This is a genomic window from Gordonia sp. SID5947, assembly GCF_009862785.1.
Taxonomy (GTDB): domain Bacteria; phylum Actinomycetota; class Actinomycetes; order Mycobacteriales; family Mycobacteriaceae; genus Gordonia.
In genome coordinates this window covers 23,757-50,194 of record NZ_WWHU01000001.1, presented here as the reverse complement: position 1 = coordinate 50,194, position 26,438 = coordinate 23,757, and the positions used below count along the sequence as shown (strand labels likewise).

Genomic DNA, 26,438 nt, shown 5'->3' with positions numbered 1-26,438 from the left:
GACGACTCGGCCGCACCGATCACCGTTGCGGCACCGAGCTCTGCTCGCCCGGCTGAGGTGCGTTGCCGAAATTCGGCAGTCTCACGCCGGGCAGCCCGGGGACGGTCTCCTCCGTCGTCGTGCCTTCTTGCTGACCCGTCTGGTCACCGCCGGTGTCGCCGTTGGGGCCGGTCTCGTCTTCCGTGGTGGTCGTCGATTCGGCGGTCGAGGTCGACGACGACGTCGACCTCATGGTCGACGAGGGCTTCGGTGTCTCCGTGGTCGTGGTGCTCGACTGCGTCGTGCGTGCCGGCTGCGGTGCGGGCGGGGCGACCACTCCGTAGCGCTGCGACGTGTAGCCGTAGAGCACAACCGAGCCGAGGAAGGCGACGAGCAGGATGGCCGTACTCGTCCGCATCCGGGTCTTGTAGACGTGTCGCCAGTCGCGTGGTGCGCGAGGCCCGTCCTCGTCCTGCGTGTCTTGCCCGTCGTGCTCATTCGTCACGATGCTTCGCCTTCCCGACCTCGTCGGCCAACGCTGCCGGCGGGCCGCTCGCCGCCTCCACCTCGCGTCCGGGCGCCACCGTGATGCCCTCGCGGGCCAGTGCCCGCACGATGCTCACGCGAAGGGCACGACTGATGTCGAACTGCTTGCCAGGAAGTGTGCGAGCGACCATCCGCACGGTGATCGAATCGAGTTCGAGGCTGGTGACGCCGAGTGGCGAGGGCGGGTCGAGCATGAGGTCGTGCCAGCGCTTCTCTGCGTAGAAGTCGACGCCCACCCGATCCAGTGTCTCGTTGACCTTCGCGATGTCGGCCTCGGACGGAACCGGCACGTCCACCACGGCACGCGCCCAGTCCTTGGAGAGGTTGGTCGCCTTGATGATCTGGCCGTTCGGGACCGTGATCACCTCGCCCTCGCTGGTGCGCAGCTTGGTCATGCGCAGGCTGACGTCTTCGACCGTGCCCTCGGCGAGCGTGCTGCCGGTGACCGTCAGGCTGACCACGTCGCCGTAGCCATACTGTTTTTCGGCCACCACGAAGAATCCCGCGAGGATGTCCTGCACGACGCGCTGCGCGCCGAAACCGAGGGCCGCGCCGATGACGGCGCCGGGACCCGCGAGTCCGGTGATCGGGATGTTGAAGACCACGAAGATCCGGAGGATCACCACGATCACCACGATCACGATCAGGGTCCACGCGACCACGTCCACGAGCGCCCGGCGATGTTTGGAATCCTCGGTCTGGACGATGAGGTCGCTGTTGTGGAACTGCGACTCGGCCCGCGCCGCGTACTTGTCCGCCGACCATCGGATGAGTCGGATGACCAGGAGGCCCCGAGGATCCAGATGAGGATCTTGAGTCCGTCGGTGGCCGCCCAGACGTAGAACCGCCCGAGCACCGACGCCGTCGCGCCATCGGCGAACGCGAGCGGCGTCAGATCATGCATCGGCCGCGGCCATCCGCCAACGGATTCCGGCTTCGATGAACTTGTCGATGTCCCCGTCGATGACGGCGGTCGGGTTGTTGTCCTCCACGTTGGTCCGCAGGTCCTTGACCATCTGATACGGGTGCAGGACGTACGACCGCATCTGATTGCCCCAGCTCGAACCGCCGTCGCCCTTCAGCGCATCGAGTTCGGCCCGCTCCTCTTGGCGCTTGCGCTCGAGCAGCTTCGCCTGCAGGACCCGCATTGCCGATGCCTTGTTCTGCAGCTGGCTCTTCTCGTTCTGACAGGTCACGACGATCCCGGTCGGGAGGTGCGTCAGCCGGACGGCGGAGTCCGTGGTGTTGACCGACTGTCCGCCGGGGCCCGACGACCGGTACACATCGACCTTCACGTCGTTCTCGTCGACGTCGATGTGGTCGGTGGTCTCCACCACGGGCAGGACCTCGACCTCGGCGAACGAGGTCTGTCGGCGACTCTGGTTGTCGAACGGGCTGATCCGCACCAGACGGTGGGTGCCCTGCTCGACCGACAACGTCCCGTACATGTAGGGCGCCTTCACCGTGAAGGTCGCGCTCTTGATGCCCGCCTCCTCGGCGTAGGACGTGTCGTACACCTCGACCGCGTAGTTGTGCTTCTCGGCCCAACGGATGTACATGCGCATCAACATCTGCGCCCAGTCCGCCGCATCCACGCCGCCCGCACCCGAGCGGATGTTCACGAGCGCATCGCGCTGGTCGTACTCACCGGCCAGCATGGTCTTGACCTCCATGGCCTCCACGTCGGCACGCAGCGAGACACGCTCGGCATCGGCGTCGGCCAGCGCGGCGACCTTGTCGTCACCCTCCTCGGCGTCGGCGAGTTCATAGTGGACCGGGAGATCATCGAGGCGTTGACGCAGTTCGCTCACCTTGCGCAGCTCCGACTGGGCGTGTGACAGCTCGCTGGTCACCTTCTGCGCGTGCTCCTGGTTGTTCCAGAGCTCCGGGTCAGAGGCCTGCATCTCCAGCTCGTCGATCCGACGACGCAACTCGTCGAGGTCGAGCACCTTCTCGACCGTGGTCAAGGTGATGCCGATGGATTCGAGGTCTGCGGTTACGTCGGGATGCACGGTGATCAAGACTACCGGGGCAAAACCGTCCCGGTCTGCCCCTGTCCGCTAGGTCTCGCCGCGGGAGTTCACGCGGGCGGGACCTGTCCGGGCGGCGGCGGCACATCCATCGGCGGCAACTCGCCGAACCGCCACGTCGACGTCGCCTTGCCGGGCTTGTAGACCACCGGGAGGTCTGCGCCGATCTGGGGCCACGAATCGCGTTCGCCGAACACGAGAGTGCCGTACACCTCGGCGGGGTCGGTCTGCGGTCCCACGATCGTGCCCGACACCGTGCAGTACCGCTCGCCTTTCGCATCCCCCTGGTCGGGCCGGTCACTCACCCCGGTGATGGTCAGCGTGCCCTGCACGAACTGGCCTGCTCTCGACGAGTCGAGGGGGCGCGGGTTCCTCCCGCGCTGCCACTGGATGAGCACCGCCACCAGTAGAGCCGCCAAAATCGCACTGAACGCCACCGCGAGCCACATGGGCCCCACCATACCGTCGGCGGTCGGGCAAATCCGACGTACTGCACGGTCGGGTCCGGCGGCCACCAGGACCAACGCCGACCCCAGATCGCCGATGTCGGAGGTGACAGATGCACCGGTGGCGCTAACCTGACCCGCATGCCACACGACCTCGGGCCCACCGGGATCTCCGACGATCTCGAACTCGCGCTGTCGCTCGCGGACTCGGCTGACGCCCTGACGATGGAACGGTTCGGTGCGGTCGACCTCCGCGTCGACGACAAACCCGACCTCACGCCCGTCTCGGACGCCGACCTCGCCTGCGAGACCATGGTGCGCCAACGACTCTCGGCGCGCCGCCACGACGACGCGGTACTCGGAGAGGAGTTCGGCGGGGATGCCTTGCTCACCGGCAGGCAATGGGCGGTCGATCCCATCGACGGCACCAAGAACTTCGTGCGCGGCGTCCCCGTGTGGGCGACACTGATCGCGCTTCTCGTCGACGGTGTCCCACGCGTCGGTGTGGTGTCGGCACCTGCCTTGCGCCGACGGTGGTGGGCGGCCGAGGGCCTCGGGGCGTTCTCGGTGTTCGACGGCGAGGAACTGCCGCGCCGACTGGCGGTCTCGGCGGTCACAGACCTGTCGTCGGCAAGTCTCGCGTTCTCGAGTCTCACGGGCTGGGCCGAGCGTGGCGTGCGCGACGAGTTCATCGCGCTCACCGACGAGGTGTGGCGGGTCCGCGGCTACGGCGACTTCTTCAACTATTGCCTGGTCGCCGAGGGTGCGGTCGACATCGCCGCAGAGCCGGAGGTCTCCCTCTGGGACCTCGCTGCGCTCGACATCCTGGTGCGGGAGGCCGGCGGGACGTTCACGGCACTCGACGGCACCGCCGGACCGGCCGGCGGCAGCGCCGTCGCCACCAACGGTTTGCTGCACGAAACGGTCCTGGCCGCACTCGACGGCGGCAAGCGATCCGGCTGAGGCATCCGTTCGGGCGCTTCACCAGGCGCAGGGCACGGCCTAGAGTCATAGCCGGGGGAGCCGTCCGACCAAGGAGCACCGCCATGGCATTTCCCCCGTTGACGCACGCGGCCATCACCGTCAGCGACCTCGCGGCCAGCACCCGCTGGTACACCGCACTCTTCGGCTCGGGTCCCGTACTCGACGAGGACGAGCAGTCCGGCGCGTTTCACCACACCGTCTTCGCACTCGACGGCGGCATGCTGTTCGGACTGCACGCCCACACCGAGCCGAGCCCCGGCGGCACCTTCGACGAACGCCGAGCGGGCCTCGACCACATCGCGTTCGGCGTCGATCGCGACGAGCTCGAGCGCTGGTCGGGCAAGCTCGACGAGCTCGGCATCGAACACAGCGACATCAAGCACGCCGGCTACGGATCCGGGATCTCGTTCCGGGACCCGGACAACATCGCCCTGGAGTTCTACGCACCACCGGCCGGCGCCTGACGTCCTCGCCCGCCGTCCGGCGTCCGGCACATCCAGCGACCGGCCCTCACAACTCGGTGGCGGATTCCTTGTCGAGCACCACGAATTCGGTTGCGGAGTCCTTCATCTCGGACAACCGACCGTAGTGGATACCGGTGCCCGCATCGGACAGGATCGCCTGATGAATCGGCACGGCCACACGCGGCGCCATCGCGCGCAGGTAATCGACCGACTCGCTGAGCTTCATCCACGGTGCCGCCGACGGCAGTGCCAGCACATCGACGTTCTCGAAAGGGATGTAGAACGAGTCACCGGGGTGCATGAACCGGCCGGTCGTCGAGGCGCTGTCGAGTACGTAGGCGACGTTGTCGATCACCGGGATCTCCGGATGGATGACCGCATGACGCCCGCCGGTGAAGCGCGCGGTCACCGCGCCGATCTGTACGTGCGAACCTGCGTTGGCGGTCTGCCACGGTCCCGCGACGTCGTCGTCGTTGAGCTGTGAGGCGGTCTGCGGGTCGGCATACCGGACCGCGTCGGGATTCGCCGCGACAAGGTCCGGCAACCGGGCCACATCGCAATGATCCGGGTGCTGGTGGGTGATCAGGATCGCGTCCAGGCCGGTGACGCCGTCGAAGCCGTGGGAGAAATTGCCCGGGTCGAAGAGAATCCTGGTTCCGTCGATCTCCACCAGGACGCACGAGTGACCGAAGTGAGTGATCTGCATGCGTCCACTCTGCTATCGACCCGTGCCGACGTCACGTGATCGTCGCAAAGACGCCCCACCCGAACCCGGCGTCGAGCGCTCGCACGATCCCGTAGCCGAGCCATGCCACCAGTACGGCAAGGGCAACCGGGCTCGTCAGTGCGCGTTGCACTCGCCCCAGGACGGGGCGTCCGGTGATCAGCGCCCAGATGGCGGCGACCGTGACGACCGCGAGCACGAGCATGGACAGCGGCCCGAACGCGTTGAAGCCGAATGCCGACGGGACGTCGCCGTGGCCGAGTGCGACCCAGCTGCGCGTGAGGCCGCAGGCCGGACACGGCAGCCCGGTCATCCGCAGGAACGGACACAGCACGGGCCCCCGCCCGACCGCGCCGGGCCCGAGAGCGATCGAGACCCCGAACGCCGTGAGGCCGGTCGCCGCGACGGCGGCTACCGTCATACGGTCGCGACCGGCGAGGCGTTCTCGTCCGGCCGCCCCGCGCTGCGGCGCGCTCGTCTGGTTGCCCGAGGTCACCCGACCAGCGTAGATCGGTCCTGTCGGCGTCGTCGTCGGCGAGCTGCGTGACAACGTCCTTACCGGAGAGTAAGGTCAGTCCTTACTACCGAGTAAGATCGGGTCGCGAGTCCAACCGGACGCGGCCCCAACGCCCGAGAAACGCTGGTGATCATGACTACGCACACCGAACCGCGCGACACCTCCGCCGTCGGAAAGAACCCGCATCCTCGTTCGTTCATCGGCACCGCGATGCGCGTGCTCACAACGGTGACCGGATCCGAATTCGCGGAGAAGTACAAGATCCGTGAGCCCATCAACCGGATCGCCTACCAGGGCACCAAGACGGGCTTCCAGACCCTCGGGGCGGCGAACCGCGCCTTCAAGGCAGCCCAGGGTGGCTCCGGCCAGGCCAAGCGGCTGACCACTGCGCCGAAGGACTACTTCAACCTCAATCCGGACGACGAGCAGCAGATGATCGCCGAGACGGTGAAGGAGTTCGCCGTCGAGATCCTGCGGCCGGCCGCCTACGATGCCGACCACGATGCCGCCACCCCGGAGGACATCCTCAAGCGGTCGTCCGAGCTCGGCATCACCATGATCAACGTGCCCGAGGACTTCGAGGGTGCCGCCTCCGAGCGGGGCGTGGTGACCAACGCGTTGGTCGCCGAGTCGATGGCCTACGGCGACATGGGCCTCGCACTTCCGCTGCTGGCACCGAGCGGGGTCGCGACCACCCTGACCAACTTCGGTACCGACGAGCAGCAGCGCACCTACCTCCCCGACTTCGCGGGTGAGAACGTGCCGCAGTCCGCGGTCGTGATCGCCGAGCCGCGTCCGCTCTTCGACGCGTTCGCGCTCGAGACCAAGGCCACCCGGGTACCCAGCGGATATCGCCTCAACGGCGTGAAGTCGTTCGTCCCCGCGGCCGGATCGTCGGAACTCTTCATCGTCGGCGCCCAACTCGACGGCCGGCCCGCGTTGTTCATCGTCGAGTCGGACAGCAAGGGCCTCATCGTGGAGGCCGATCCCGGCATGGGCGTTCGAGCCGCGGGCATGGGACGGCTGCTGCTGCAGGATGTCGCCGTGCCGGAATCCGCCCTCCTCGGAGGAACCGACGGTGAGGCCGCCGTCGCCGCCTATCGCGACGTCGTGCGTCTGTCGCGGCTGGGCTGGTCGGCATTGGCCGCCGGGACCGCGAAGGCCGTCCTCGACTATGTGATCCCCTACGTCAACGAGCGCGAGGCTTTCGGCGAGCCGATCTCCAACCGCCAGGCGGTGGCGTTCATGGTCGCCAACATCGCCACCGAGGTCGACTCGATCCGGCTGGTCACGCTGCGCGGCGCTGCACGCGCCGAGCAGGGGCTGTCGTTCGCCCGTGAGGCGGCACTCGCCCGCAAGCTGACCATCGACAAGGGTCTCCAGATCGGTCTCGACGGCGTGCAGTTGCTCGGCGGCCACGGGTTCACCAAGGAGCACCCGGTGGAGCGCTGGTACCGCGACCTGCGCGGCGCCGGTATCGGCGAGGGCATCGTCGTCCTCTGACGGCCGGAACTGATGAGGAACAACTGACATGAGCATCAATCTCGAACTCCCCAAGAAGCTGGGCGCGACGATCGACCAGGCCCATCAGGCGGCCGCGGAGATCTTCCGGCCCATCTCACGCAAGTACGACCTGCGCGAGCACGACTACCCCGTCGAGCTCGACACCCTGGCGAGCCTGTACGACGGGCTCGCCGAGGCCGGGCAGGCCGGTGCCGGCGCAGACGGCGGACGTAGCCAGAAGAAGTCGGACAAGCCGAGACCTGAGGGCGCCGTGGTCAACGGCGGCAACATGCAGTCGGTGATCAACACGATGGAGACGTCGTGGGGCGATGTCGGCCTCATGCTGACCATCCCCTATCAGGGGCTGGGCAACGCGGCGATCGCCGCGGTCGCCACCGACGATCAGCTGAAGAACTTCGGCAAGGTGTGGGCCGCGATGGCCATCACGGAGCCCAGCTTCGGGTCGGACTCGGCAGCCGTGTCCACCACCGCCACCCCCGACGGCGACGACTATGTCCTCAACGGCGAGAAGATCTTCGTCACCGCCGGGTCGCGCGCCACGCACATCGTGGTGTGGGCGTCGGTCGACAAGAGCCTCGGCCGGGCGGCCATCAAGAGTTTCGTGGTGCCGCGCGAACATCCGGGTGTCGAGGTCGTCCGTCTCGAACACAAACTCGGTATCCGCGTCTCCGACACCGCGGTCATCCGTTTCGAGAACTGCCGCATCTCCAAGGACCACCTGCTCGGATCGCCGGAGGTGGACACCAAGAAGGGCTTCGGCGGTGTCATGCAGACCTTCGACAACACGCGGCCCATGGTCGCGGGTATGGCCGTGGGCGTCGCCCGCGCCGCGCTCGAGGAACTGCGTCGCATCCTGGAAGAGGCAGGAATCGAGATCGACTACGACCGTCCGGCCGCCGATCAGCATGCGGCCGCGGCCGAGTTCATCCGGATGGAAAGCGATTTCGAGGCGTCGTACCTGCACACCATGCGAGCCGCGTGGATGGCCGACAACAAGGAGCCGAACTCGCTCGAGGCGTCGATGTCGAAGGCGAAGGCCGGGCGCACCGGGACCGACATCACCAACAAGGTGGTGGAACTGACCGGCACGCTGGGGTATTCGGAACGGCTGCTGGTGGAGAAGTGGGCCCGCGACTCGAAGATCCTGGACATCTTCGAAGGCACCCAGCAGATCCAGAACCTGATCATCGCGCGTCGGGTGCTCAACAAGAGCAGCACCGAGCTCAAGTAGTCCGCAGAGGTCTCGATACGTCTCCTCGCTACGCTCGTCGCCTACTCGACCGACGGTCTGCCCGCTGGTCGAGTAGGTGCGAACGAGTGAGGCCGCCCACGCCGGTCGAGTAGGTGCGAACGAAGTGAGCGCCGTATCGAGACCACCCGGACCCTCGATACACCTACCCCGCCGGCGGACCGCCCTCGTCCGACGATTCCGTTCCGGGCACGAGAAGCACCGGGGTCCGGCGCTTTCCGATCAGGCCCTGGGCGACGGACTGGCCCAGAACGGAATCCAGGTGGGACATCATGCCGCCACGTGGACTTCCGATCACCACCATCAGCGCGGAATACCGCTCGGCGACGATGGCGAGAAGTTCGGCGGCGCCCCCGTGCCCGCTGTGATAAGTCCACGACGCGGCCAGACCGTCGAGCAGTTCACGGGCGCGGGCGGCCTCTCCGGTGATGGTGGCACGCAACTGCTCCTCCCAGTCCGGCGCATCGGGATCCACCGGTATGTCATCGAGATCGACGATGTGCACGACGTGAACATGCGCGGTCAGCCGGTGCGCGAGGTCGACGGCGAAACGCAATGCCGCCGTGCTGTCCGGATGACGATCCCACCCCACGACCAGACTGGCGCGAGCAGCGTCACGCGGCTGCGGCCCCGGCACGCTGCGTCGCAACGGTGTCGGCCCCGAGCCCTGACCGAAGTCGACTTCACGCTCCATCACATGGCCTTTCGTGCAGTCGGCGCCCCGCACCCAACGGTCAGATCGCCCACGCCAGCACCAGCCCTGTCCCGCACGCGACCGAGCTGACGAGCAGCGACCCGATCGCGTACACCGTGGCCGACAAGGTCCGACGCTGTTCGGCCAGTCGCACCGTCTCGAAACTCGCGGTGCTGAAAGTCGTATAGCCACCACAGAATCCGGTCCCGACGACGGTCTGCCACCCCGTCGGCGCGGTGTGGAACATGACCAGTCCGGCCAGCACCCCGAGCAGCAACGAACCGCTGACGTTGATGACGAACGTCGCCCAGGGGAAGGTCGTCGGCCGCCACTGTTTGATCGCCCCGTCCAGCACAAAGCGTGCAACCGCGCCCAGTGCACCGGCCAGCATCACCGCGACGACCGTCACGACACCTCACCTCCCCGACGCAACACCGAGCCCACCGACGCGATCCCGAGCCACGCACAGAACAGCCCGGCAACCACGGTGGTGACCCCGTATCCGGCCGCGACCAGCGGCGCGCCACGGTGGGTGAGCAACGAGGCCTCGAGCGCGAACGTGCTGTAGGTGGTGAACGAACCGCAGAACCCGGTTCCCGCCAACAGCCTCGTGCGGCGGCGCCATCCGTCGTCGTCGCCCACGAGCGTCAGACCTTCCAGCAACGCACCGAGGAGGAATGCACCGAGCAGATTCACCAGGAACGTGCCCCACGGCCAACCCGTTCCCTCGGCCGGCAGCAACTGCTCGACGCCGTAGCGCAACCCGGTGCCCGCCATACCACCGGCAAAGACCCAGGCAAGCGCGGATACCCGCAGATGAAGGGGACGGATGACGTCGGGATCGATGGGCAGCTCGGCATGTGAATCGTCCGGATACGAGCGATCCGCGAAATGATCTGAACCCATGCAGCAGCCCCTTCCGTCAATCGGAACAGGAACCATCAGCCGGCAACGGCGGTTCGGGCATCGACGGCGCCTGCCATCGCTCCCGGGCGAGATCCATCACCCGACGACACCCTATACCCGCGGTCGCCCTCACGTGGCGACCAGGTACAACACGATCAGATAGATCGGCATGAGCACATCGAAGAAGAAGATCGGGCCGGCATTGCCGGGCGAGAAGTTGTGATGGGTCACCATCTCTCGCACATGCCCGACTGCCGCCCCGAGGTAGAACACCGCGAACGCGATGATCGTCGCCAGCCAGAACTCGGAGCCGAATGCGGATGCGATCACGCCGAGGACGCCCGTCGCCAGGCTGGCCAGCCCTACCTCCCACTGCCACGGGGTTCTCGCCGGCCAGCCGATGGATTCGGCGATCGGCTCGCCGAAGAACATGTGCCCGAAGCCGGTCATCCATCCCTGTACGCCGATCATCCAGAGGATGGAGTTCGCCAGGAGGTCGGACCCGATGTCACCGCCCGCCGTCGCGGCGTCGACGATCGTGGACACCACGGTACCGACGAGACCCACAAACGGGATCAGCTTGATCGACAGCCGCAGCGCCCGGTCGACCGCGCTGCCGGCTCGGGCCATCGGCGTCAGCCACCCAGCTGTTTCGCGAGATCTGTGAGCACGTCGACATCCTCGATGGTCGACGGCACCGTGTAGTCCTCGTGGTCGGCGATCTGGCGCATCGTCTTGCGCAGGATCTTTCCCGACCGGGTCTTCGGCAGGGCAGGCACCACCGTGACGTCGCGGAACGTGGCGACGGCGCCGATCTCGTCGCGCACCATGGCCACCAGTTCATCTCGCAGGGTGTCCGGTTCGATCTCGACTCCCGCCTTGAGGACGACGTAACCGCTCGGTCGTTGTCCCTTGAGGTCGTCGTGGATGCCGATCACCGCGCACTCCGCGACCGCGGGGTGCGACGCGACGACCGCCTCGATGCTGCCGGTGGAGAGGCGATGTCCGGCGACGTTGATGACGTCGTCGGATCGCCCGAGAACGAAGACGTATCCGTCGTCGTCCACATAACCTGAATCGCCGGTCAGGTAGTGACCCTCGAACGTGGACAGGTAGGAGGCGCGGAAACGCTCCTCGTCGCGCCACAGGCCGGTCAATGTTCCTGGCGGAAGCGGCAGCTCGATGACGATGTTGCCCTCCTGCCCCGCTGCCAGCTTGTTGCCGGTGGCGTCCACGATCCCGACGCGGTAGCCCGGCACGGGCACCGTCGGCGACCCGGGTTTCAACGGCATCGCTTCCAGCCCACGAAGATTCGCCGCGATCGCCCAGCCCGTCTCCGTCTGCCACCAATGGTCGACGACGGGTACACCGAGCACGCGGGTGGCCCACGCGAAGGTATCCGGATCCAGCCGCTCGCCGGCCGCGAACAACGTTCGTAGAGAGGACGTGTCGTGCCGCGCGAGTTCGTCGGCTTCCGGGTCTGCCTTGCGGATGGCACGGATCGCGGTCGGCGCGGTGAACAGCGCTCGCACACCATGATCGGCGATCACCCGCCAGAACGCCCCGGCGTCGGGAGTCCCCACCGGCTTGCCCTCGTACATGACCGTCGTCGCACCGATCAGCAAAGGACCGTAGACGATGTAGGAATGCCCGACCACCCAGCCGACATCAGACGCCGTCCACCACACGTCGCCGGGCTCGATGCCGTAGATGTTGCCCATCGACCAGGTGAGCGCGACGGCGTGACCGCCGTTGTCGCGGACCACCCCTTTGGGCTTGCCGGTGGTACCCGAGGTGTACAGGATGTAGAGCGGGTCGGTCGCTGCCACCGTCGCCGGGCCCACCGCACGGGCATCGGCCATCGACGTGTCCCAGTCGAGCCAACCATCGTGATCGGCTGCGCTGCCATCGATCTCGGGCCTGTCCTTGACGATGATCGTGGCCGGCGGCGACGAGGCGAGTTCGAGGGCCCGGGCCACCATCGGCAGATACGGCACCGATCGCCCCGGCTCCAGACCTCCCGACGCGGTGACGATCGCGACCGGTTCGGCGTCGTCGATACGCGTTGCCAACTCGCGGGCCGCGAAGCCGCCGAACACCACCGAGTGCACCGCTCCGATCCGTGCACAGGCGAGCATCGCGATCGCGGCCTCAGGGATCATCGGCATGTAGATCACCACTCGATCGCCCGCCGACACGCCGTTCGACGCGAGCACACCGGCAAACCGGGACACCTCGTCGAGCAATTCGGCGTAGCTGTACGTGCGGATCTCGTCAGTCATCGCCGAATCCCAGATGAGCGCGGCCCGCTCTCCGTGACCGGCCTCGACGTGACGGTCGAGAGCGTTGTACGAGGTGTTCAGTGTTGCGTCGGGGAACCAGCGGAAGAAGGGGGCGGCGGAGTCGTCGAGCGCCCTGGTGGGTGGCGACACCCAATCGACACCGTCGGCCGCCGCGAGCCAGAAGCTCTCGCGATCATCTCTCGCCTGCGCGAACGCTTCGCTGTATCGACCCATCGCCGTCCCTCCTCCTCGCTCACCGCGTCTGATCGACGGTGCTGTTCATCGCTACGAGCGTAGCCATGCGGTCGGGCCCCCGACATCGGTTTCCCGGCGCCCCGCCCCGGCGCTCATCGGCACCGCGGGTTCCGGTCGGCGGGGTGAGAATCTGGTCCTACAGCTCGTCAGTCCAGATACTTCTCGACTGTGTCGGCAGGGCGTACCGACGCATCGTCGGGATCAGCGCCGGCGTCACGTTTGGCCTGCCGCTGACGCAACAGGTCCCAGCACTGGTCGAGTGACACCTCGACGTCGCGCAGCCTGCTGTTCTCCTCTTCTCGGGAGATCTCGCCCCGCCCGAGCTTGTCACGCAGCTCGCGTTCTTCGGCGATCAGATCGGTGATGTGTGCATGGATCGTCTTGTCGGTGGCCATGGCCCAACGGTAGCCCTCGCCGCCGGCCGGCGTGCGCCCGATCGTCGCCGGCCGGTCAGTACAGCCACTTGCGGAAATTGGTCTCCGCGAACCCTTCCTCGAGCTCGGCCTCGTCGAGTTCGGGCATCAGCGTCTTGGTGATCTTCGCCATGCTGGGCAGCGCATTCGGTTGCCAGGTGTCCGGGCGCCAGAGATCAGAGCGCAAGAAGGCCTTGGAACAATGAAAGAACACTTCCTCCACATCCACCTCGACGGCCAGGATGGGGCGCCGACCCTTGACCGCGAGCCGATCGAAATAGTCGCCGTCGTCGACAATCCGGGCCGAACCGTTGATCCGCAGCGTGTCTCCGCGACCCGGGATCACCGCAATCGTGCCGATGTGCGGATTCTGCAAGATGTTGACATAGCCGTCGACGCGCCGGTTGCCGGGACGTTCCGGGATCGCGATCCGTGTCTCGTCTATGACGTGCACGACCTTGCCGGGCGGATCGCCTTTCGGCGACACGTCGAGACCGCCGGTGGCATCCGACGTCGCGAGGAAGATGATCGGGGTCGCTGCGAGCCAGTCGACGTGGACCTGCTGCAGCGACCGCCGGACCTTCGTCACGACGGTTTCGTGCGGATGGCCGACTATCCCGCGCAGTTGTTCCTCGGTGGTGATCTCCACGGCACCCATGGTCTCACCGCACGCGCGGTCAGACGAATCCCGTCGATCTGCGCAGCGTCCCCGCGCCGATTCCTACGGTCGCCGCGTGCGCGCCCTGACCAGCAGCACAACACCGACCACCGCCCAGACCAGCAGGATCGCGATGGTCAGCCCCCAGCCGAACGGCCGGTCGAGGATGGTCGCGTTGTCCGGCCGTTCCCCCGCCGGGCGCGGTGCGAGCACCGGCAATGCGAGCAGGACCAGCAGGTTCGTGTACGCGAGCGCGAGCAGCACAGGTGTGCACCACCCAGGCGGGAGGGCGCGCCGCGTGATCGCCGCGACGAGCAGGCACAGCGGCGCGAAGACCAGGTCATGGATCAACAGCCCGGCCGCCAGCCACAGCACGATGGAGACCTGATCGCTCGAGGAGAACGACCAGATCAGCATCAGACCGCGGATGACCAGCACGCACCCGGTCAGCGCCAGAGTGGCCCGGATGATCCTCACCATCGTCACGACACCTCGATCCTGGCCACCCACTTCGTCTGCATCACCCCGGGAAGGTCCGGGGCGATGAGCCGGCACGGGAAGCCGTGGTCGATGTCGAGGTCCGCGCCGTGCAAGCGCAGGGCGAGCAAGGTGCGCGGATCGGCGACGTGCGCCGACGGCACAGTGCTGACCGCGTACGGCCCCTGTTCCATGGACATCACCCGTACGGGGGTCTCGATGGACCCACCGACCGTCCGTACCAGGTCGCGCAGTCGTACCCCGGTCCACACCGCGTCCGCACTCCACCCTTCGACGCACGTGATCGGCAACGACTCGGTGTGCTGCGGCAGGGCGCACAACCCCGCCAGATCCCACGAGGCGTCCCCATCCGGGCCGGACACGACCAGACGGTAGGAGTCCGATGTCGCGTCCGCGGTCACCTGCGCCTGCTCGGCGGTGCGATTGACCGGCAGCCCTTGCGGGCCTGCGCCGCTGCGTGGCGCGAACACGGCGACACGCCGAAGCGCCGGTACGGTCTGCCCGGCGAATGCCGCGACGGCGACCACCACCGCACCACCTCCGGCCATCAGGAGGGTCCGCCGATCGATGCCGCCGAGACCGGGTCGATCGGCCTCCTCGGCCGGCCGCTCCCCTTCGCTCAGAGCGTCACGGATCATCGGGAGTTTCGCCGCGATGTGCACGAGCAGAGCGCCGACGACGATATAGGCCATCGCATGATGGGTGCTGGTGAAGAAGAAGCGCCACGGATACCACTGGGCGATGTTGAGCAGACCGGTCAGGAGCTGGAAGATGCTCGCGGACACCAGAACCGCGATCGACAACCGCTCGACGAGACGCACCGGCGATCCGATCAGGGGTCGCTCGAAGAGTTTGCGGTAGACCACCGCGAGCTTGATCAGCAGCAAGGGGATCGCTGCGATGCCCGACAGCACGTGGATTCCTTGTGTGGTGCGGTAGAGCCACACCGGTGTCGAGGGCCAGGCGAACCAGCCCGGCGGATGCTGAATCCAGTGACTCACCAGACCGGTGATGAAACAGACCGCGAAACAGGTGGCGAGCGCCAGTCCGACGCGTGTCGCACGACCACGCCGCTCGTGCTCCGCTTCGTCCGCCTCGACCACGTGGATCACCGTGAGACCAGTTCCGCCACTTCACGTTCAGATATCCGGCGAATCGATCGGACCGCCAGCGCACTCTCCCGGGCCGCGTCCTCGAGCCCGAGAACACCCAGCCGCGCCCACCGAAACCACGGGCCGACCGCACTTCCGGACTCGAGCCGGACGGTCTGATGGTCGACGTGCTCGACGTCGGGATCGAGTTCCACGTGAACCACCCCGGCCGCCTCGATCAGGTCAGCGGCTCGCCGGAGCACACGGGTCGGATCACCCCCGATCCCGATGTTGCCGTCCATCACCAGCACGTTCTGCCATCTCCCTTCGCCGGGCAGTCTGTCGAAGATGTTGCGGCAGAGTGCGACCGCACCACGACGACGCGTCTCGGCCACGGCGGCACGACTATGGTCCACGCCGAGCGCCACCCGGTCCCGCGCGGTCAGTGCCGCCACGAAGCGGCCCGGACCGCAGCCGAGATCGATGGTGGCGCCCGCACACCGGGAAACCAGTTCCTCGTCGAAGATCCGATCCGCGGGATCTCTCGACTCCCCGCGCCACCGCGCCACCGGTAACCGCTGCACCGATCCGTCGACGTGCCGGAGGAAACACTCGTCGTCGCGCAGGAGTAGGTCGTGGGTCGGCGACACGTCCGCCGGCCCGGAAGGCGGATCGATCGGATTCTGATCGGGGTCGGCGGTCATCAGGCGCTCACGCCGTAGGAATCGAGCGCGCGTACCGCGGTCGCAAACGCACTCTGCGGTGGACACAGCCCGGCCACCGACGCGACGTCGTCGGGCCGATCGACGTCGGAGTGCATGCGCAACGGTTGCACCGTCATCCCCTCGCTGCGCAACCCGCGGTCGGTACTCGCCCAGGTGAACGGGGTCGACATCGGGATAGTGGGCAGCACATCGGCCCCGCGAGCCCCGACAAGTCCCAGCGCCCACCAGCCACCGTCGGCGGCGGGCCCGAGAACGGCCGTATCCGGTCGTAACAGCTCGACACCCGACAACAGATCCGGCGGGCTCACCTGCGGAGTGTCCATCCCGATCTGCAGCACCCGTCCGGCACCGGAATCCACCACATCGATGTGGGCGTTGCGTAGCCGCTCACCGAAGGTGTCACCACGCTGAGCGATGACGGTGCACGACCGGAGGAGCTCCGTGATCTCGGCCCATCGCACACCTTGAGCCGGGTCACCGGTCATAGCGACGACGACCTCCAAGCCTGTCGCGCAGGCGGTTCGGATGGTGTCGGCGAGTGCGGCCGCGGCGAGTTCGGCCGCCGCTCGCGGCCCGAATCTCGGGATGAGTCGTGTCTTGGCCACACCGGGGACCGGCGCCTTCGCCACGATGAGCACCGTGTCGGCGCCCTGCGCTTCCGGGGTTCTCATGACAAGGCCGCCAAGAAGTCTCGGCCAGCCCGCACCGACCCGGCAAGGGAGCCGGACACTTTCGACCGGCCGGCCGTCCGCGGCGTGTAGGTGACCGGGCACTCACTCACCCGCATACCCGATCGTGCCGCGCGGACCAGCAGTTCGACCGGGTACCCGGACCGGCGGTCCTCGATACCGAGGGCCAGCAGGCGGTCCCGCTCGATTGCCCGCATGGGGCCGATGTCGTTGACCGCCAGTCCGTACCGTCGGCGAAGCCACCATGCGGTGGCCACCGAGCCGGCCCGCGCATGGACAGGCCATGCCTCGGGCCTCGTGGGCCTTCGTCGTCCGACGGCGAGATCGATTCCCGCACACAATCGCTCGACCAGCGCAGGCAGTTCGTTCGGCGACATCGACCCGTCTCCGTCGATCGTGCAGATGATCGGGCGTCGTGCCGCCAGCACCCCGGCGTGGACGGCCGATCCGTATCCGGGCCGCTGCTCGGTGATCACCCGAGCACCGTGTGCAGCCGCGACGTCCGCGGTACCGTCGGTGGACCCGTTGTCCACCACGATCACCTCGTAGCCGTCCGGAACACCTTGCAGGACAGAGGCGATTGCCCCTCGCTCATCTCGACAGGGAATGATGACGGATACGTCGACCTCGTTCATGGGTTTCACGCTATGAGCGGCGACCCACCGTGAACAGGGTTCGGGCGGTGACGGAAGTATGACGTCGCTGCCGCAGCACTGTCGTCCGGGCCCACCCGGCTCTTACGGTGAGCATGTGAGGTCACCGACGGCATCCCCCGCCACCCATCTGCCCACCGAGGAACCCGCGGCCCGCCGCAGGCCGGCGCGCGGCGACGTGGTGTGGGTCTCCGCGGCGGTTGCCGTGGTGGTCGCGGCGATCGTCGTACCGATCGTCATGGGAGACGATCTGCAGGGCAGGATCTTCGCCGGAGCAGCACCACTGTTCGGCCGATGGCATCCGCACCTCGGCCCTGGATCGATCCCCGCCGTTGTGATCGGCGCCGCCGCGGTGATGCTGTTCCCCGGTTGGGCATCCCGTCTGCGCTGGACGGCGCTCACGATCACCGTGTGGGCGACCGCGGTGGCCTGGACGCTCAGCCTGGCGTTGATCGACGGATGGCAGCGCGGCATCGCCGGACGCCTCGTCCGCCCCGACGAGTATCTGGCGGAAGTTCCCGGGGTCCACAGCATCCCGGGCATGCTGGCGACGTTCTCGCGCCGTATCCTCGACCACCAGCCGGACTCGTGGACCACCCATGTGTCGGGACATCCACCCGGCGCGCTCATCACGTTCGTGTGGCTCGACCGCCTCGGCCTCGGTGGCGGAGGCTGGGCGGGGTTGTGGTGCGTGCTGACCGGGTGCAGCGCCCTGGTCGCGGTGATGATGACACTCCGGAGTCTCGGTGCCGAGGACTGGGCACGCCGCTGTGCGCCGTTCCTGGTGCTCTTTCCCGGCCTTGTCTGGGTGGGGGTGTCCGCCGACGGCTACTTCATGGCGGTGGCCGCCTGGGGTGTCGCCTTCGTCGCGATGGCCACCCACCGGCGCGGTGTCGTCGGCGCAGCATTCGGGCTCCTCGGAGGAGCCTTCCTCGGCTTCTCGATCTTCCTCAACTACGGGCTGGTGCTCATCGGCTTCGTCGTCCTCGCGGTGCTCATCGCGGCCCGCACCGGGCGGCCGCTGCTCGTCGCCGTGCCTGCTGCACTGGCCGTCGCCGGGGTGTTCCGGGCCTTCGGTTTCTGGTGGTTCGACGGCTACCACATGGTGGTCGACCGCTACTACCAGGGCATCGCGTCCATCCGACCGTTCGCGTATTGGGGGTGGGCGAACGTCGCGGCAACACTGTTCGCCGTCGGGCCGGCCGTGCCCGCCGGACTCGGCCGCATCTTCGGCGCACGGATGTGGCGTCATCCCGGCGTGCTGCTTGCCCTCGCCGGCCTGCTGGCCATCGTCGCGGCCGACCTGAGCGCGCTGAGCAAGGCCGAGACCGAGCGGATCTGGCTGGCGTTCAGCCTGTGGACGATGGTGAGTACGGCTCTGCTACCCATCGGTCGGCAGCGGATGTGGCTTGCGGCTCAGGTGGTCCTTGCGCTTGCGGTCAATCATCTTGTGTTGACGTACTGGTGAGAGGGGTGTGGGGTGACCTCATGCACATTCTCGTCGCCGATGACGACCCGGTGGTCGCCGACGTCGTCCGCCGCTATCTCGAACGCGACGGTATGAATGTCATGGTGGTGGGGTCGGGCAGTCAGGCCCTCGACGAACTCGAACGGAATCAGATCGACCTGGCGATCCTGGATGTGATGATGCCTGACGTCGACGGGATCGACGTCTGCCGCCGCATCCGTTCCGGCAGCCACCCGAACCTGCCCATCATCATGCTGACGGCGCTCGGGGAGGCCGAGGACCGCGTGCTGGGCCTCGAATCCGGGGCCGACGACTATGTCGCGAAACCGTTCAGTCCTCGTGAGCTGAGCCTGCGCGTCCAGTCGGTGCTGCGCCGCGCCTCGGTCTCGGCAGAACCACCGGCCGGCCGGCTGAGCGACGGCGAGGTGGTTGCGGATCTCGCGTCGAGGGAGGTTCTGGTCGCAGGCCGTCCGGTGTCCACCACCAAGCGCGAGTTCGACCTGCTCACCTTCTTCCTCGGCCACCCCGACACCGTCTTCTCGCGTGACGAGTTGCTGGAACGGGTGTGGGGCTGGCGGTTCGGGGACCTCTCGACCGTGACGGTGCACGTCAAACGCCTACGCGCCAAACTCGGCGACGCCTCCGGCATCGAGACGGTGTGGGGCCGCGGATACCGCTGGTCGTGTCGACCCGCCGGCGGTCTGCAAGAGGCACGGACATGAGTGTCGCCCGATGAACTCGGAGATCGTACGAATCCTGTTGCTGGCGTTGGCATGGACGGCACCCGTGGTGTTGGCCGGCGCGCTGGTGCTGGTGGCCATGCGGCGCGCGTCCTTGCTGATCAGCATGGTGCTGATGGTGCTCATCCCGATGGTGGCGACATTCGTCGGCGTCTTCGGTGTGAGCGGCATGATGTTCACCGGCGACATCTGGCGGACGGCCGCCGTACTGGCCGCGGTGGCGCTGGTGACGCTCCCGGCAGCGCTGTGGCTGGGACGTTTTCAGGCCAAACGCACCGTGTGGGAACGCCACATGCGCGAGCAGGAGCGTGCCGCCGAACGTTCCCGGCGCGAACTGATCGCATGGGTCAGCCATGATCTCCGCACGCCACTGGCCGACATCAAGGCGCTCGCCGAGGCATTGAGCGACCGCGTGGTCACCGACCCCGGCGAGGTGGCGTCCTTCGCCACGCAGATCGATCGGCACACTGTTCGGCTGGCACGCATGGTCGACGACCTGTTCGAGATGGCGCGTATCAACGCCGGCGCGTTGACATTGGACATGGAGGCCATCGACCTACGTGAGGTGGTCGACGAGGTGACCGGCGCGACAAGCACTCTCGCCCAGCGCGCGGACGTCACCGTACGCGTCAGCTGCCCCGACGTCGCGGTGACGGTCAACGGCAGCGCTTCGGCCCTGTCCCGCATCCTCACCAACCTCATCGTGAACGCGGTGGCCCACACCCCGGCGGGCGGTGAGATCGACATCGCGCTCGGCAGTTCGCAGGGAGATGCGTGGATCCGGGTGGACGACTCGGGCGTCGGTATCCCGGAGAACGACTTGCAACGGATCTTCGAGACCTCGTATCGGGGAAGTCCGTCGCGCACTCCGTCGGCGATCGAAGGTGTGCCCGCCGGCGCGGGGCTGGGGCTGGCGATCGCTCAGGGACTGGTCGACGCCCATTCGGGGTCGATCGTGGCGTCCAATCTCGATTCCGGCAGCCGGTTCGAGGTGACCTTGCCGCTGATGGCGGCGGGCGCCTGACTCCCCGACCGGCCGGACGAGTTCCGCAACGGTTCGGAGGCGAAGCGCGGGATGCCGACCTCGGGCGCGATGGCCGCCCGAAACCCGATGTGTTCGTGAGCACGTCGCGGATCGGCAACCACATGCCGGACGTCGCCGAGCCGGAATCCACCGGTGACCTCCGGTGCCGGACCATCTGCCGCCTCGGACAACAGGCGCGCGACCGTACCGATCGAGATCGGGGTACCCGAGCACACGTTGAGAGCCTGGAAACCGGCCGAGTCGGTTGTCTCGATCGCACAGCGATTGGCCTCCGCGACATCGTCGACGTGCACGAAGTCGCGCATCTGGTCTCCGTCCTCGAATACCAATGGCGCGAGACCCGCGGCCAACCGCGACCGGAACAGCGACGCCACCCCCGCATACGGTGTGTCACGAGGCATCCATGGGCCGTATACGTTGTGGTAGCGCAGCGCGACCACCGATCCCCCGGTCTGCTCCGACCACGCGTTCGCATAATGCTCCTGCGCACATTTGCTGGCCGCGTAGGACGTACTCGGCGCGAACGGCGTGTCCTCGTCGGTCAGGGCCCAGCGCAGCGGCTGTCCGTCGCGGAGGTGCTCGAACTGTCCCGCCCGCATATCCTCGGGTCGCCGATCGCCCACCCGGCCGACCAGAACGCCGTCGGAGTCGACGAAACGTCCCGCTCCGTAGACGACCATCGATGAGGCCAACACGAGTCGCCTGCACCCGGCCTCGAACATCGCGGCGAGCAATTGCGCGGTGGCCCAGTCGTTCTCCCGCGCGTACCGGGGTGCATCGGATGCGTCCACGCCTGCGCCGACCATCGCCGCCTGATGACAGACCACGTCGATGCCGTCGAGCAGGTCGAGCATCGCGTCGTGGTCGGCGACGTCGACCCGATGCACACCATCCGGAACCCTCGCATCCACCGGGTGCGCGGCCGGGATGAGTGCGTCCACACCAACCACGTCGTGATCGGCCGCTCGCAACACGTCGACGATCCGTGACCCGATGAACCCGGCGGCGCCGGTCACCAGCACCCGGGTCATCGCGCACCCACGGCCGGCCGGGCGTCGAGCCGGGCGCCGAACAATGCGTCGACGTCGTGCTCGCCTGCACCGCAGTCACACTCGGAGTCAGCGTCGATGGCCTCGACCGCTCCCCGGATCACGTCGACAAGGCGAGGAAGGCTCCTGGCGAACTCCGCGAACACCTCGGCGGTCGTGACGCCCGAGCCCGACTCGATCCCGGCGTCGAGGTCGGTGACGAGACACGCGGCCGAATAACACATTTTCAATTCGCGGGCGAGCACCGCCTCGGGCTGTCCGGTCATGTTGATGAGTGAGGCGCCTTCGCCTGCATACCAGCGACTTTCGGCGCGAGTGGAAAATCGTGGACCTTCGATGACGACCATCGTCCCGCCGTCGACCACGTCGTTCGACGTCGCGAGTGACCGACGTAGCTCCGGGCAGTACGGATCTGCGAACTGTACGTGCACGGGGCCGTCGGGAGGCCGGACGCCGGCCCAGATCTCGGGGCTGTCGAAGAAGGTCTGTGCGCGACGGGTGGTGCGGTCGATCAACTGGTCGGGCACGGCGATGGTTCCGGGCCCGAGCTCGGGTTGAGTCCACCCACCGCACACGCACCGACCACGCGACGGACCCCCAACGCCCGCAACGCCCACAGATTGGCCCGGTACGGGATCTGGTGCGGCAGATACTCGTGATGCATCCCGTGGCGTGGCAGGAACACCAGACGCCGCCCACCGTGCGTGGCCACTCGAAGCGGAGCGGATGGGCGACCGAAGGGGGTATCCACCTCCGTCTCCACCACATCCTCGTCGTCGGAGAAGAACCGGTAGAGGCCGGTGCCGCCGATGATGCCGATCGCTGGAGCCGAAGGTGTGCTGCGCATGTCTTCGATGGTGCGCGCTGCGCGTCACCGGCGGCACCCCTGCAACCGATCGGTCACGGTTTCGTCATGATGGTCGTCACGACCGGAGGCGCGGCGCCCAGCGTGGGATCGGGAATGCGAAAACCCCCGCCCGGGTGTGCCGGACGGGGGTTCTCGTGTTGGTAGCGGGGACAGGATTTGAACCTGCGACCTCTGGGTTATGAGCCCAGCGAGCTACCGAGCTGCTCCACCCCGCGTTGGTGAATACAACGTTACACACCCCTTCCGACCAGATGCAAATCGCCTCCGATACCATCGCTCACCTGCGACGATGGTCCGATCACGCAGCCCTGGCGAATCCCGACGATCCGACGAGATGGCTCGGCTGTCGCCAAAACCGGACCCGAATCCCCTCTGACGGCCGTCCACGCATTCGGTGTGTGACTAACATCACAGGAGCGTATCCTGGCGGTACGTCAACCGAAGGAGGAGAAATGATGGCTTCTCATCATCTGCCCCATCACGAGAGCCATGGAAACCATCCGATGAGCGTGCTCGGATACGTGCTGGTTCTCGGCGGTTTCGCGTGTGCCGCGTTGTGGCTCGTGTCGATGGCAGGCGGTCACGTCGCAGCGGCCGTCTTGTTCGGCCTGCTGATGATCGGCGCGTTCACATTCGCCGCATCGATCTTCTTGTCGCTCAACCACCGCCACCATCACAGCCCGGTCTTGCCCGACAACACCGACTCGGAACTCGACCGATACATGCATCGCTACCGTGAGTGACCCACGTCTACCGCAGATGCCGGGGCGCACCAGAAATGTCTGGTGCGCCCCGGCATTTGCGATTGTCTGGCCCTGTCAGCCGCCGGCCGGCAGTGACTCGTACTGTGCCACCGCTTGGTTGAGCTGATCGAGCGCCTCACCGTACGCCTTGAAGTCTCCCTTCACTTGGGCATCCTTCAGTGCGGTGAGCGCCGACCCGATTGCCTGGACCGCCGCGTCACGCTGCGGCGACTGTCCCTGCTCGGGCGAGGGGTTGGCTGCCGCGGCATTCGCAGATTGCTCGGGCTGGGAACTCGCGCCCCCTTCGACGGCGGGCCCGCTCTCCGGCGCTGTCACTGCGGCGGGGTTGATCCCCACCTGGCGCAGCGCTTCGGCGACCGTTGCCGCGTAGCCGACCCTGGCACCGTCGCTCGCGGCGTTGTAGTAGACCAGCACGCGATAGAGCTTGGGAATGGCCGAGTCGTCGGTCTTCGACTGCGTGTACATCGGTTCGACATACAGGATGCCGTTGCGACCCACGGGCAATGTCAACAGGTTGCCGTAGGTGACCCGGGTGGTGTCCTCGACCTGTTTTCGGTCCGAGGCGACCGGTCCGGCGCTCTTCATGTTCTCCTGCGCCTGTTGCGGGCCGACCGTCTGCTTGGCCGTGGGCAACACCTTCACCGTGATGCGGCCGTAGTCCTCCGGATCCGACGACGCCGTCATGTAGGCGGCCAGGTTCCGGGTGTTCAGACCGGTCATCACCGTCGTCAACTGGAACTGCGACTGGGTGCCGTTGGGTGCAGCCGCGGTGAAGTAATACGGCGGCTGGTTCAGCCCCTGCTGCACTGCCTGATCCTTGCTCGGATCCGCAGGGATCGACCAGAAGTTGTTGCTACGGAAGAAGGTCTCCGGGTCGGACACGTGGTACTTCGCCAGCAACGCCCGCTGGATCTTGAACAGGTCCTCGGGGTACCGGACGTGAGAGATCAGATCCGGGTTCTTGTCGAGCTCGGCGCGCGACTTGACGGTCCCGGGGAACACCTTCATCCAGGTCTTCAAGACCGGGTCGGAGGTGTCGAACTGATACAGGTCCACCTTGCCCGTGTAGGCATCGACCGTGGCCTTCACCGAGTTGCGGGCATACGAGATCTGACGGTTGATCTGCGTCCGGCCGGTCTGCCCCTGATTGAGCTCCTGGGCGTCAGACGTGGCTCCCTGCAACGACATCTGCTGGGCATACGGGTACGTGTCGAGCGTGGTGTAACCGTCGACGATCCACTTGATCGAACCGTCGGCCATCACCGCCGGATAGGTCTTGGAGTCGAGCGTCAGCCACGGGGCCACCTTCTTCACGCGGTCCCGAGGGTCGCGATCGTAGATGATCTTGGAGTTCGAGTTGATCGCGCCCGACAGCAGGATGTTCCGCTCGGTGTACTTCACCGAGTACAACAGCCGATTGAACCAGTTCCCCAGCGAGACACCGGAATCGGCGGTGTAGGTGTAGTTCTTGCCATCCTCGTCGTACTCGCGGTCCCCGTTGTCCGAACCGACGATGGCGTAGTCCGGATTCACCTTGGCGATGAGCTCGCCGAAGTAGATTCGCGGCTGCTTGACCTTGATCGGTGCGTTCTGTTGGTAATCCTCCGACCGGATCGTCTCGAGGTCGCTGACGTTGAACACCGGCAGACCGCCGCGATCGCTGTCACTGTCCGAAGACGCCTCGTCGACCGTGTTGGCCGGCGCCGCGATGAAGCCGTTTCCATGGGTGAACACGGTGTGCTTGTTGATCCAGTTCTGCTGGTTCTCACCGTATTTCGACGGATCCAGTTCACGAGCGGCGACCACGTAGTCGCGCTCCTGCCCGTCGACCCGATACCGGTCGACAGCCAGCTGCGCCGGGAAGCCGTAGAAGTTCTTGAGGAACTGTCGCTGATTGAATGCCGGCGCGATGACGTTCGGATCCAGGATCCGAATGTTCGACAACGTCGCCGAGTCGCTGTTCACCGCCACCGGATCCGCAGGCGTCGCGGTCCAGTCCTGGTCGTATGCGACGTCCTCTTTGTCACGCAGCTTGTACGCCTGTTTGGTGGCCGTGAGGTTCCGCGCGATGTACTCCGATTCCTTCTGCGCGGCATTCGGCTTCACCGAGAACTGTTCCATGGCCAGCGGCCATCCCACCCCGATGACCAGGGCCGACAACACCATCAGCGCGGTCGCGAGGGCGGGTACACGGAGGTCCCGCAGCACGACCCCGGCGAAGAACGCCAGCGCGCAGATGATCGCGATGGCCATCAGGATCAGCTTGGACGGCAGCACCGCATTGATGTCGGTGTAACTGGCACCGGTGAAGATCTCCTGTTTGCGCTGACTCGACAGCAACGAATAGCGGTCGAACCAGTAGGCGACGGCCTTGAGCAGCAGGAAAACTCCGGCCAGCGCGGCGAGTTGCACGCGCGCCGCGGTCGTCATCGACGGCTTTGCCCCTCCTCCGCCCAGACGCAGCCCACCGAAGAGGTAATGCGTGATCAGGTTCGCCAGGAACGAGATCACCACGGTGACGAAGAGCAGGTTGAGCACAAGCCGGTAGAACGCCAGGTCGAACGCGTAGAAGCTCACGTCGAGCCCGAACTGGGCATCCTTGACGCCGAAGCTCTCACCATGCAGGAAGGTCTGGACGGTCGCCCAGGACCCCTGGGTCACCAGGCCGGCGAGCAGACCGATCAACGCCGCCGGCGCGATCGCGAACCATCGCGTCCGACCCATGACGGTGGCCCGATATCGGGCCAATGGATCGTTCGGCCCGGAGGCCGGCACAAAGACCGGCCGCGAACGATAGGCCATCGCGATGGCCCCGAACACGACCAGACCGACCACGAGCGCGGTGACGAGAAACAGCACGACCCGCGTCCACACGATCGTGGAGAACACCCTGGTGTATCCGACATCGGAGAACCACAGCCAGTCGGTGGCCAGCCCCACCAATCGTGGCCCGATCAGCAGCAGCACGAGGACGGCGACGCCGACCCCGATGGCGATCTTGCTCCTGCGCGACAGTGTCGGCATTCCCGCCGGCCCGCGTACGCCCACCTACCCACACTCCAAAGTTCTCATTTCGGGCATCGGCCCGACCCAGACGACGCCCTCAGGGCTCGTGTCCGTCCAACTGTACTGGCCCGGTGTGCCGGTCGTCCGACACCCGTGCCGCGGGGCGTCGGC

The 26,438-nt window shown here is 66.9% G+C and carries 27 protein-coding genes, 1 tRNA gene, 2 pseudogenes and 1 riboswitch; of the genes and pseudogenes, 8 read left to right on the top strand and 22 right to left on the bottom strand.

Annotated features, from left to right (window positions below; genetic code table 11):
• Positions 1–19: 19 nt before the first annotated feature.
• The 4 genes and pseudogenes from GTV32_RS00245 to GTV32_RS00230 all read right to left on the bottom strand — a co-directional run bounded on the left by GTV32_RS00245 (position 20) and on the right by GTV32_RS00230 (position 3,004).
• The gene (locus GTV32_RS00245; protein WP_161058463.1) at positions 20–484 is read right to left on the bottom strand and encodes a hypothetical protein; all 465 of its coding nucleotides are present in this window, start codon (positions 482–484) and stop codon (positions 20–22) included.
• Positions 474–1,429 (bottom strand): annotated as a pseudogene (locus GTV32_RS00240) (mechanosensitive ion channel family protein). The gene GTV32_RS00245 and the pseudogene GTV32_RS00240 overlap by 11 nt, the downstream one beginning before the upstream one ends.
• Entirely contained in the window at positions 1,422–2,537 is a 1,116-nt protein-coding gene (gene prfB / locus GTV32_RS00235; protein ID WP_161058462.1) for a peptide chain release factor 2, read from the bottom strand. The pseudogene GTV32_RS00240 and the gene prfB overlap by 8 nt, the downstream one beginning before the upstream one ends.
• Before the next feature lie 68 nt (positions 2,538–2,605).
• Positions 2,606–3,004: a hypothetical protein gene (locus GTV32_RS00230; protein WP_161058461.1), complete on the bottom strand. Its 399-nt coding sequence runs from the start codon at positions 3,002–3,004 to the stop codon at positions 2,606–2,608.
• A 138-nt stretch (positions 3,005–3,142) separates the two neighbouring features.
• On the opposite strand from GTV32_RS00230, the gene hisN reads away from it, so the two are divergent.
• Together hisN and GTV32_RS00220 are read left to right on the top strand one after the other, a co-directional pair.
• Positions 3,143–3,964 carry a histidinol-phosphatase gene (gene hisN, locus GTV32_RS00225; RefSeq protein WP_161058460.1) on the top strand — a complete coding sequence of 274 codons (822 nt, stop codon included), beginning with the start codon at positions 3,143–3,145 and terminating at the stop codon, positions 3,962–3,964.
• Positions 3,965–4,047: 83 nt separating this feature from the next.
• Entirely contained in the window at positions 4,048–4,449 is a 402-nt protein-coding gene (locus GTV32_RS00220; RefSeq protein ID WP_161058459.1) for a VOC family protein, read from the top strand.
• A 46-nt stretch (positions 4,450–4,495) separates the two neighbouring features.
• Here GTV32_RS00220 and GTV32_RS00215 read toward each other — a convergent pair whose 3' ends face one another.
• Both GTV32_RS00215 and GTV32_RS23265 read right to left on the bottom strand, forming a co-directional pair.
• Positions 4,496–5,155 carry an MBL fold metallo-hydrolase gene (locus GTV32_RS00215; protein ID WP_161058458.1) on the bottom strand — a complete coding sequence of 220 codons (660 nt, stop codon included), beginning with the start codon at positions 5,153–5,155 and terminating at the stop codon, positions 4,496–4,498.
• A 31-nt stretch (positions 5,156–5,186) separates the two neighbouring features.
• Positions 5,187–5,669, bottom strand: a complete 483-nt coding sequence (locus GTV32_RS23265) for a DUF2752 domain-containing protein (RefSeq protein WP_202421529.1) — start codon at positions 5,667–5,669, stop codon at positions 5,187–5,189.
• A gap of 153 nt (positions 5,670–5,822) precedes the next feature.
• Between GTV32_RS23265 and GTV32_RS00205 the strand changes: the two genes are divergently transcribed.
• A complete protein-coding gene (locus tag GTV32_RS00205; RefSeq protein ID WP_161058457.1) occupies positions 5,823–7,193 on the top strand; it encodes an acyl-CoA dehydrogenase family protein in 1,371 nt (456 codons plus the stop codon).
• A gap of 28 nt (positions 7,194–7,221) precedes the next feature.
• On the top strand, positions 7,222–8,445 hold the full coding sequence (locus tag GTV32_RS00200) for an acyl-CoA dehydrogenase family protein (protein ID WP_161058456.1): 1,224 nt from the start codon (positions 7,222–7,224) through the stop codon (positions 8,443–8,445).
• 163 nt (positions 8,446–8,608) lie between these two features.
• Here GTV32_RS00200 and GTV32_RS00195 read toward each other — a convergent pair whose 3' ends face one another.
• The 12 genes from GTV32_RS00195 to GTV32_RS00140 form a co-directional block, all read right to left on the bottom strand.
• A complete protein-coding gene (locus GTV32_RS00195) occupies positions 8,609–9,157 on the bottom strand; it encodes a universal stress protein (RefSeq protein ID WP_161058455.1) in 549 nt (182 codons plus the stop codon).
• Between the two features lie 40 nt (positions 9,158–9,197).
• A complete protein-coding gene (crcB, locus tag GTV32_RS00190; protein WP_161058454.1) occupies positions 9,198–9,566 on the bottom strand; it encodes a fluoride efflux transporter CrcB in 369 nt (122 codons plus the stop codon).
• Positions 9,563–10,063: a CrcB family protein gene (locus tag GTV32_RS00185; protein WP_161058453.1), complete on the bottom strand. Its 501-nt coding sequence runs from the start codon at positions 10,061–10,063 to the stop codon at positions 9,563–9,565. Before GTV32_RS00185 ends, crcB begins: the two co-directional genes overlap by 4 nt.
• 19 nt (positions 10,064–10,082) lie before the next feature.
• Positions 10,083–10,173, bottom strand: a riboswitch (Fluoride riboswitch).
• Between the two features lie 19 nt (positions 10,174–10,192).
• A complete protein-coding gene (locus tag GTV32_RS00180) occupies positions 10,193–10,693 on the bottom strand; it encodes a DUF6790 family protein (protein WP_161058452.1) in 501 nt (166 codons plus the stop codon).
• A 5-nt stretch (positions 10,694–10,698) separates the two neighbouring features.
• On the bottom strand, positions 10,699–12,579 hold the full coding sequence (locus GTV32_RS00175; RefSeq protein WP_161058451.1) for a propionyl-CoA synthetase: 1,881 nt from the start codon (positions 12,577–12,579) through the stop codon (positions 10,699–10,701).
• Between the two features lie 167 nt (positions 12,580–12,746).
• Positions 12,747–12,995, bottom strand: coding sequence for a DUF2630 family protein (locus GTV32_RS00170; RefSeq protein ID WP_161058450.1), 249 nt, complete (start codon positions 12,993–12,995; stop codon positions 12,747–12,749).
• A 55-nt stretch (positions 12,996–13,050) separates the two neighbouring features.
• Positions 13,051–13,662, bottom strand: coding sequence for an MSMEG_1061 family FMN-dependent PPOX-type flavoprotein (locus GTV32_RS00165; RefSeq protein ID WP_161062235.1), 612 nt, complete (start codon positions 13,660–13,662; stop codon positions 13,051–13,053).
• 72 nt (positions 13,663–13,734) lie between these two features.
• Entirely contained in the window at positions 13,735–14,151 is a 417-nt protein-coding gene (locus tag GTV32_RS00160) for a hypothetical protein (protein ID WP_161058449.1), read from the bottom strand.
• 2 nt (positions 14,152–14,153) lie between these two features.
• Positions 14,154–15,272, bottom strand: coding sequence for a molybdopterin-dependent oxidoreductase (locus GTV32_RS00155; RefSeq protein WP_161058448.1), 1,119 nt, complete (start codon positions 15,270–15,272; stop codon positions 14,154–14,156).
• A gap of 5 nt (positions 15,273–15,277) precedes the next feature.
• Complete coding sequence (locus tag GTV32_RS00150) at positions 15,278–15,964, bottom strand: class I SAM-dependent methyltransferase (RefSeq protein WP_237421455.1); 687 nt, start codon at positions 15,962–15,964, stop codon at positions 15,278–15,280.
• Positions 15,964–16,656: a DUF2064 domain-containing protein gene (locus tag GTV32_RS00145; protein ID WP_161058447.1), complete on the bottom strand. Its 693-nt coding sequence runs from the start codon at positions 16,654–16,656 to the stop codon at positions 15,964–15,966. The genes GTV32_RS00150 and GTV32_RS00145 overlap by 1 nt, the downstream gene beginning before the upstream one ends.
• Positions 16,653–17,309 (bottom strand): glycosyltransferase family 2 protein, encoded by a 657-nt coding sequence (locus tag GTV32_RS00140; protein WP_161058446.1) that lies wholly within the window; start codon positions 17,307–17,309, stop codon positions 16,653–16,655. The genes GTV32_RS00145 and GTV32_RS00140 overlap by 4 nt, the downstream gene beginning before the upstream one ends.
• 115 nt (positions 17,310–17,424) lie before the next feature.
• Between GTV32_RS00140 and GTV32_RS00135 the strand changes: the two genes are divergently transcribed.
• The 3 genes from GTV32_RS00135 to GTV32_RS00125 are packed head-to-tail and all read left to right on the top strand — an operon-like array spanning position 17,425 to position 20,559.
• Positions 17,425–18,795: a hypothetical protein gene (locus tag GTV32_RS00135; RefSeq protein ID WP_343287151.1), complete on the top strand. Its 1,371-nt coding sequence runs from the start codon at positions 17,425–17,427 to the stop codon at positions 18,793–18,795.
• A gap of 20 nt (positions 18,796–18,815) precedes the next feature.
• Positions 18,816–19,517, top strand: coding sequence for a response regulator transcription factor (locus tag GTV32_RS00130; RefSeq protein ID WP_161058445.1), 702 nt, complete (start codon positions 18,816–18,818; stop codon positions 19,515–19,517).
• A gap of 10 nt (positions 19,518–19,527) precedes the next feature.
• On the top strand, positions 19,528–20,559 hold the full coding sequence (locus GTV32_RS00125; protein ID WP_161058444.1) for a HAMP domain-containing sensor histidine kinase: 1,032 nt from the start codon (positions 19,528–19,530) through the stop codon (positions 20,557–20,559).
• Here the strand turns inward: GTV32_RS00125 and GTV32_RS00120 are convergent.
• From GTV32_RS00120 to GTV32_RS00110, 3 genes and pseudogenes are all read right to left on the bottom strand, one after another.
• Positions 20,457–21,611, bottom strand: coding sequence for an NAD-dependent epimerase/dehydratase family protein (locus GTV32_RS00120; RefSeq protein ID WP_161058443.1), 1,155 nt, complete (start codon positions 21,609–21,611; stop codon positions 20,457–20,459). The two genes, GTV32_RS00125 and GTV32_RS00120, sit on opposite strands and share 103 nt — an antisense overlap.
• Positions 21,608–22,476: pseudogene (locus GTV32_RS00115) on the bottom strand (S-methyl-5'-thioadenosine phosphorylase). The gene GTV32_RS00120 and the pseudogene GTV32_RS00115 overlap by 4 nt, the downstream one beginning before the upstream one ends.
• A gap of 159 nt (positions 22,477–22,635) precedes the next feature.
• Positions 22,636–22,712, bottom strand: a tRNA-Met gene (locus tag GTV32_RS00110).
• A 240-nt stretch (positions 22,713–22,952) separates the two neighbouring features.
• Between GTV32_RS00110 and GTV32_RS00105 the strand changes: the two genes are divergently transcribed.
• A complete protein-coding gene (locus GTV32_RS00105) occupies positions 22,953–23,240 on the top strand; it encodes a hypothetical protein (RefSeq protein WP_161062232.1) in 288 nt (95 codons plus the stop codon).
• 75 nt (positions 23,241–23,315) lie between these two features.
• Here the strand turns inward: GTV32_RS00105 and GTV32_RS00100 are convergent, their stop codons facing one another.
• A complete protein-coding gene (locus GTV32_RS00100) occupies positions 23,316–26,309 on the bottom strand; it encodes a UPF0182 family protein (RefSeq protein ID WP_161058442.1) in 2,994 nt (997 codons plus the stop codon).
• Between the last annotated feature and the right edge of the window lie 129 nt (positions 26,310–26,438).

Excerpts from the sequence above, each read along its gene's own strand:
- GTV32_RS00230 (WP_161058461.1), bottom strand. The coding sequence starts at position 3,004 with ATGTGGCTCGCGGTGGCGTTCAGTGCGATTTTGGCGGCTCTACTGGTG.
- hisN (WP_161058460.1), top strand. The coding sequence starts at position 3,143 with ATGCCACACGACCTCGGGCCCACCGGGATCTCCGACGATCTCGAACTC.
- GTV32_RS00220 (WP_161058459.1), top strand. The coding sequence starts at position 4,048 with ATGGCATTTCCCCCGTTGACGCACGCGGCCATCACCGTCAGCGACCTC.
- GTV32_RS00215 (WP_161058458.1), bottom strand. The coding sequence starts at position 5,155 with ATGCAGATCACTCACTTCGGTCACTCGTGCGTCCTGGTGGAGATCGAC.
- GTV32_RS00205 (WP_161058457.1), top strand. The coding sequence starts at position 5,823 with ATGACTACGCACACCGAACCGCGCGACACCTCCGCCGTCGGAAAGAAC.
- GTV32_RS00200 (WP_161058456.1), top strand. The coding sequence starts at position 7,222 with ATGAGCATCAATCTCGAACTCCCCAAGAAGCTGGGCGCGACGATCGAC.
- GTV32_RS00195 (WP_161058455.1), bottom strand. The coding sequence starts at position 9,157 with ATGGAGCGTGAAGTCGACTTCGGTCAGGGCTCGGGGCCGACACCGTTG.
- GTV32_RS00185 (WP_161058453.1), bottom strand. The coding sequence starts at position 10,063 with ATGGGTTCAGATCATTTCGCGGATCGCTCGTATCCGGACGATTCACAT.
- GTV32_RS00180 (WP_161058452.1), bottom strand. The coding sequence starts at position 10,693 with ATGGCCCGAGCCGGCAGCGCGGTCGACCGGGCGCTGCGGCTGTCGATC.
- GTV32_RS00175 (WP_161058451.1), bottom strand. The coding sequence starts at position 12,579 with ATGGGTCGATACAGCGAAGCGTTCGCGCAGGCGAGAGATGATCGCGAG.
- GTV32_RS00170 (WP_161058450.1), bottom strand. The coding sequence starts at position 12,995 with ATGGCCACCGACAAGACGATCCATGCACACATCACCGATCTGATCGCC.
- GTV32_RS00160 (WP_161058449.1), bottom strand. The coding sequence starts at position 14,151 with ATGGTGAGGATCATCCGGGCCACTCTGGCGCTGACCGGGTGCGTGCTG.
- GTV32_RS00150 (WP_237421455.1), bottom strand. The coding sequence starts at position 15,964 with ATGACCGCCGACCCCGATCAGAATCCGATCGATCCGCCTTCCGGGCCG.
- GTV32_RS00145 (WP_161058447.1), bottom strand. The coding sequence starts at position 16,656 with ATGAGAACCCCGGAAGCGCAGGGCGCCGACACGGTGCTCATCGTGGCG.
- GTV32_RS00140 (WP_161058446.1), bottom strand. The coding sequence starts at position 17,309 with ATGAACGAGGTCGACGTATCCGTCATCATTCCCTGTCGAGATGAGCGA.
- GTV32_RS00130 (WP_161058445.1), top strand. The coding sequence starts at position 18,816 with ATGCACATTCTCGTCGCCGATGACGACCCGGTGGTCGCCGACGTCGTC.
- GTV32_RS00125 (WP_161058444.1), top strand. The coding sequence starts at position 19,528 with ATGAACTCGGAGATCGTACGAATCCTGTTGCTGGCGTTGGCATGGACG.
- GTV32_RS00120 (WP_161058443.1), bottom strand. The coding sequence starts at position 21,611 with ATGACCCGGGTGCTGGTGACCGGCGCCGCCGGGTTCATCGGGTCACGG.
- GTV32_RS00105 (WP_161062232.1), top strand. The coding sequence starts at position 22,953 with ATGGCTTCTCATCATCTGCCCCATCACGAGAGCCATGGAAACCATCCG.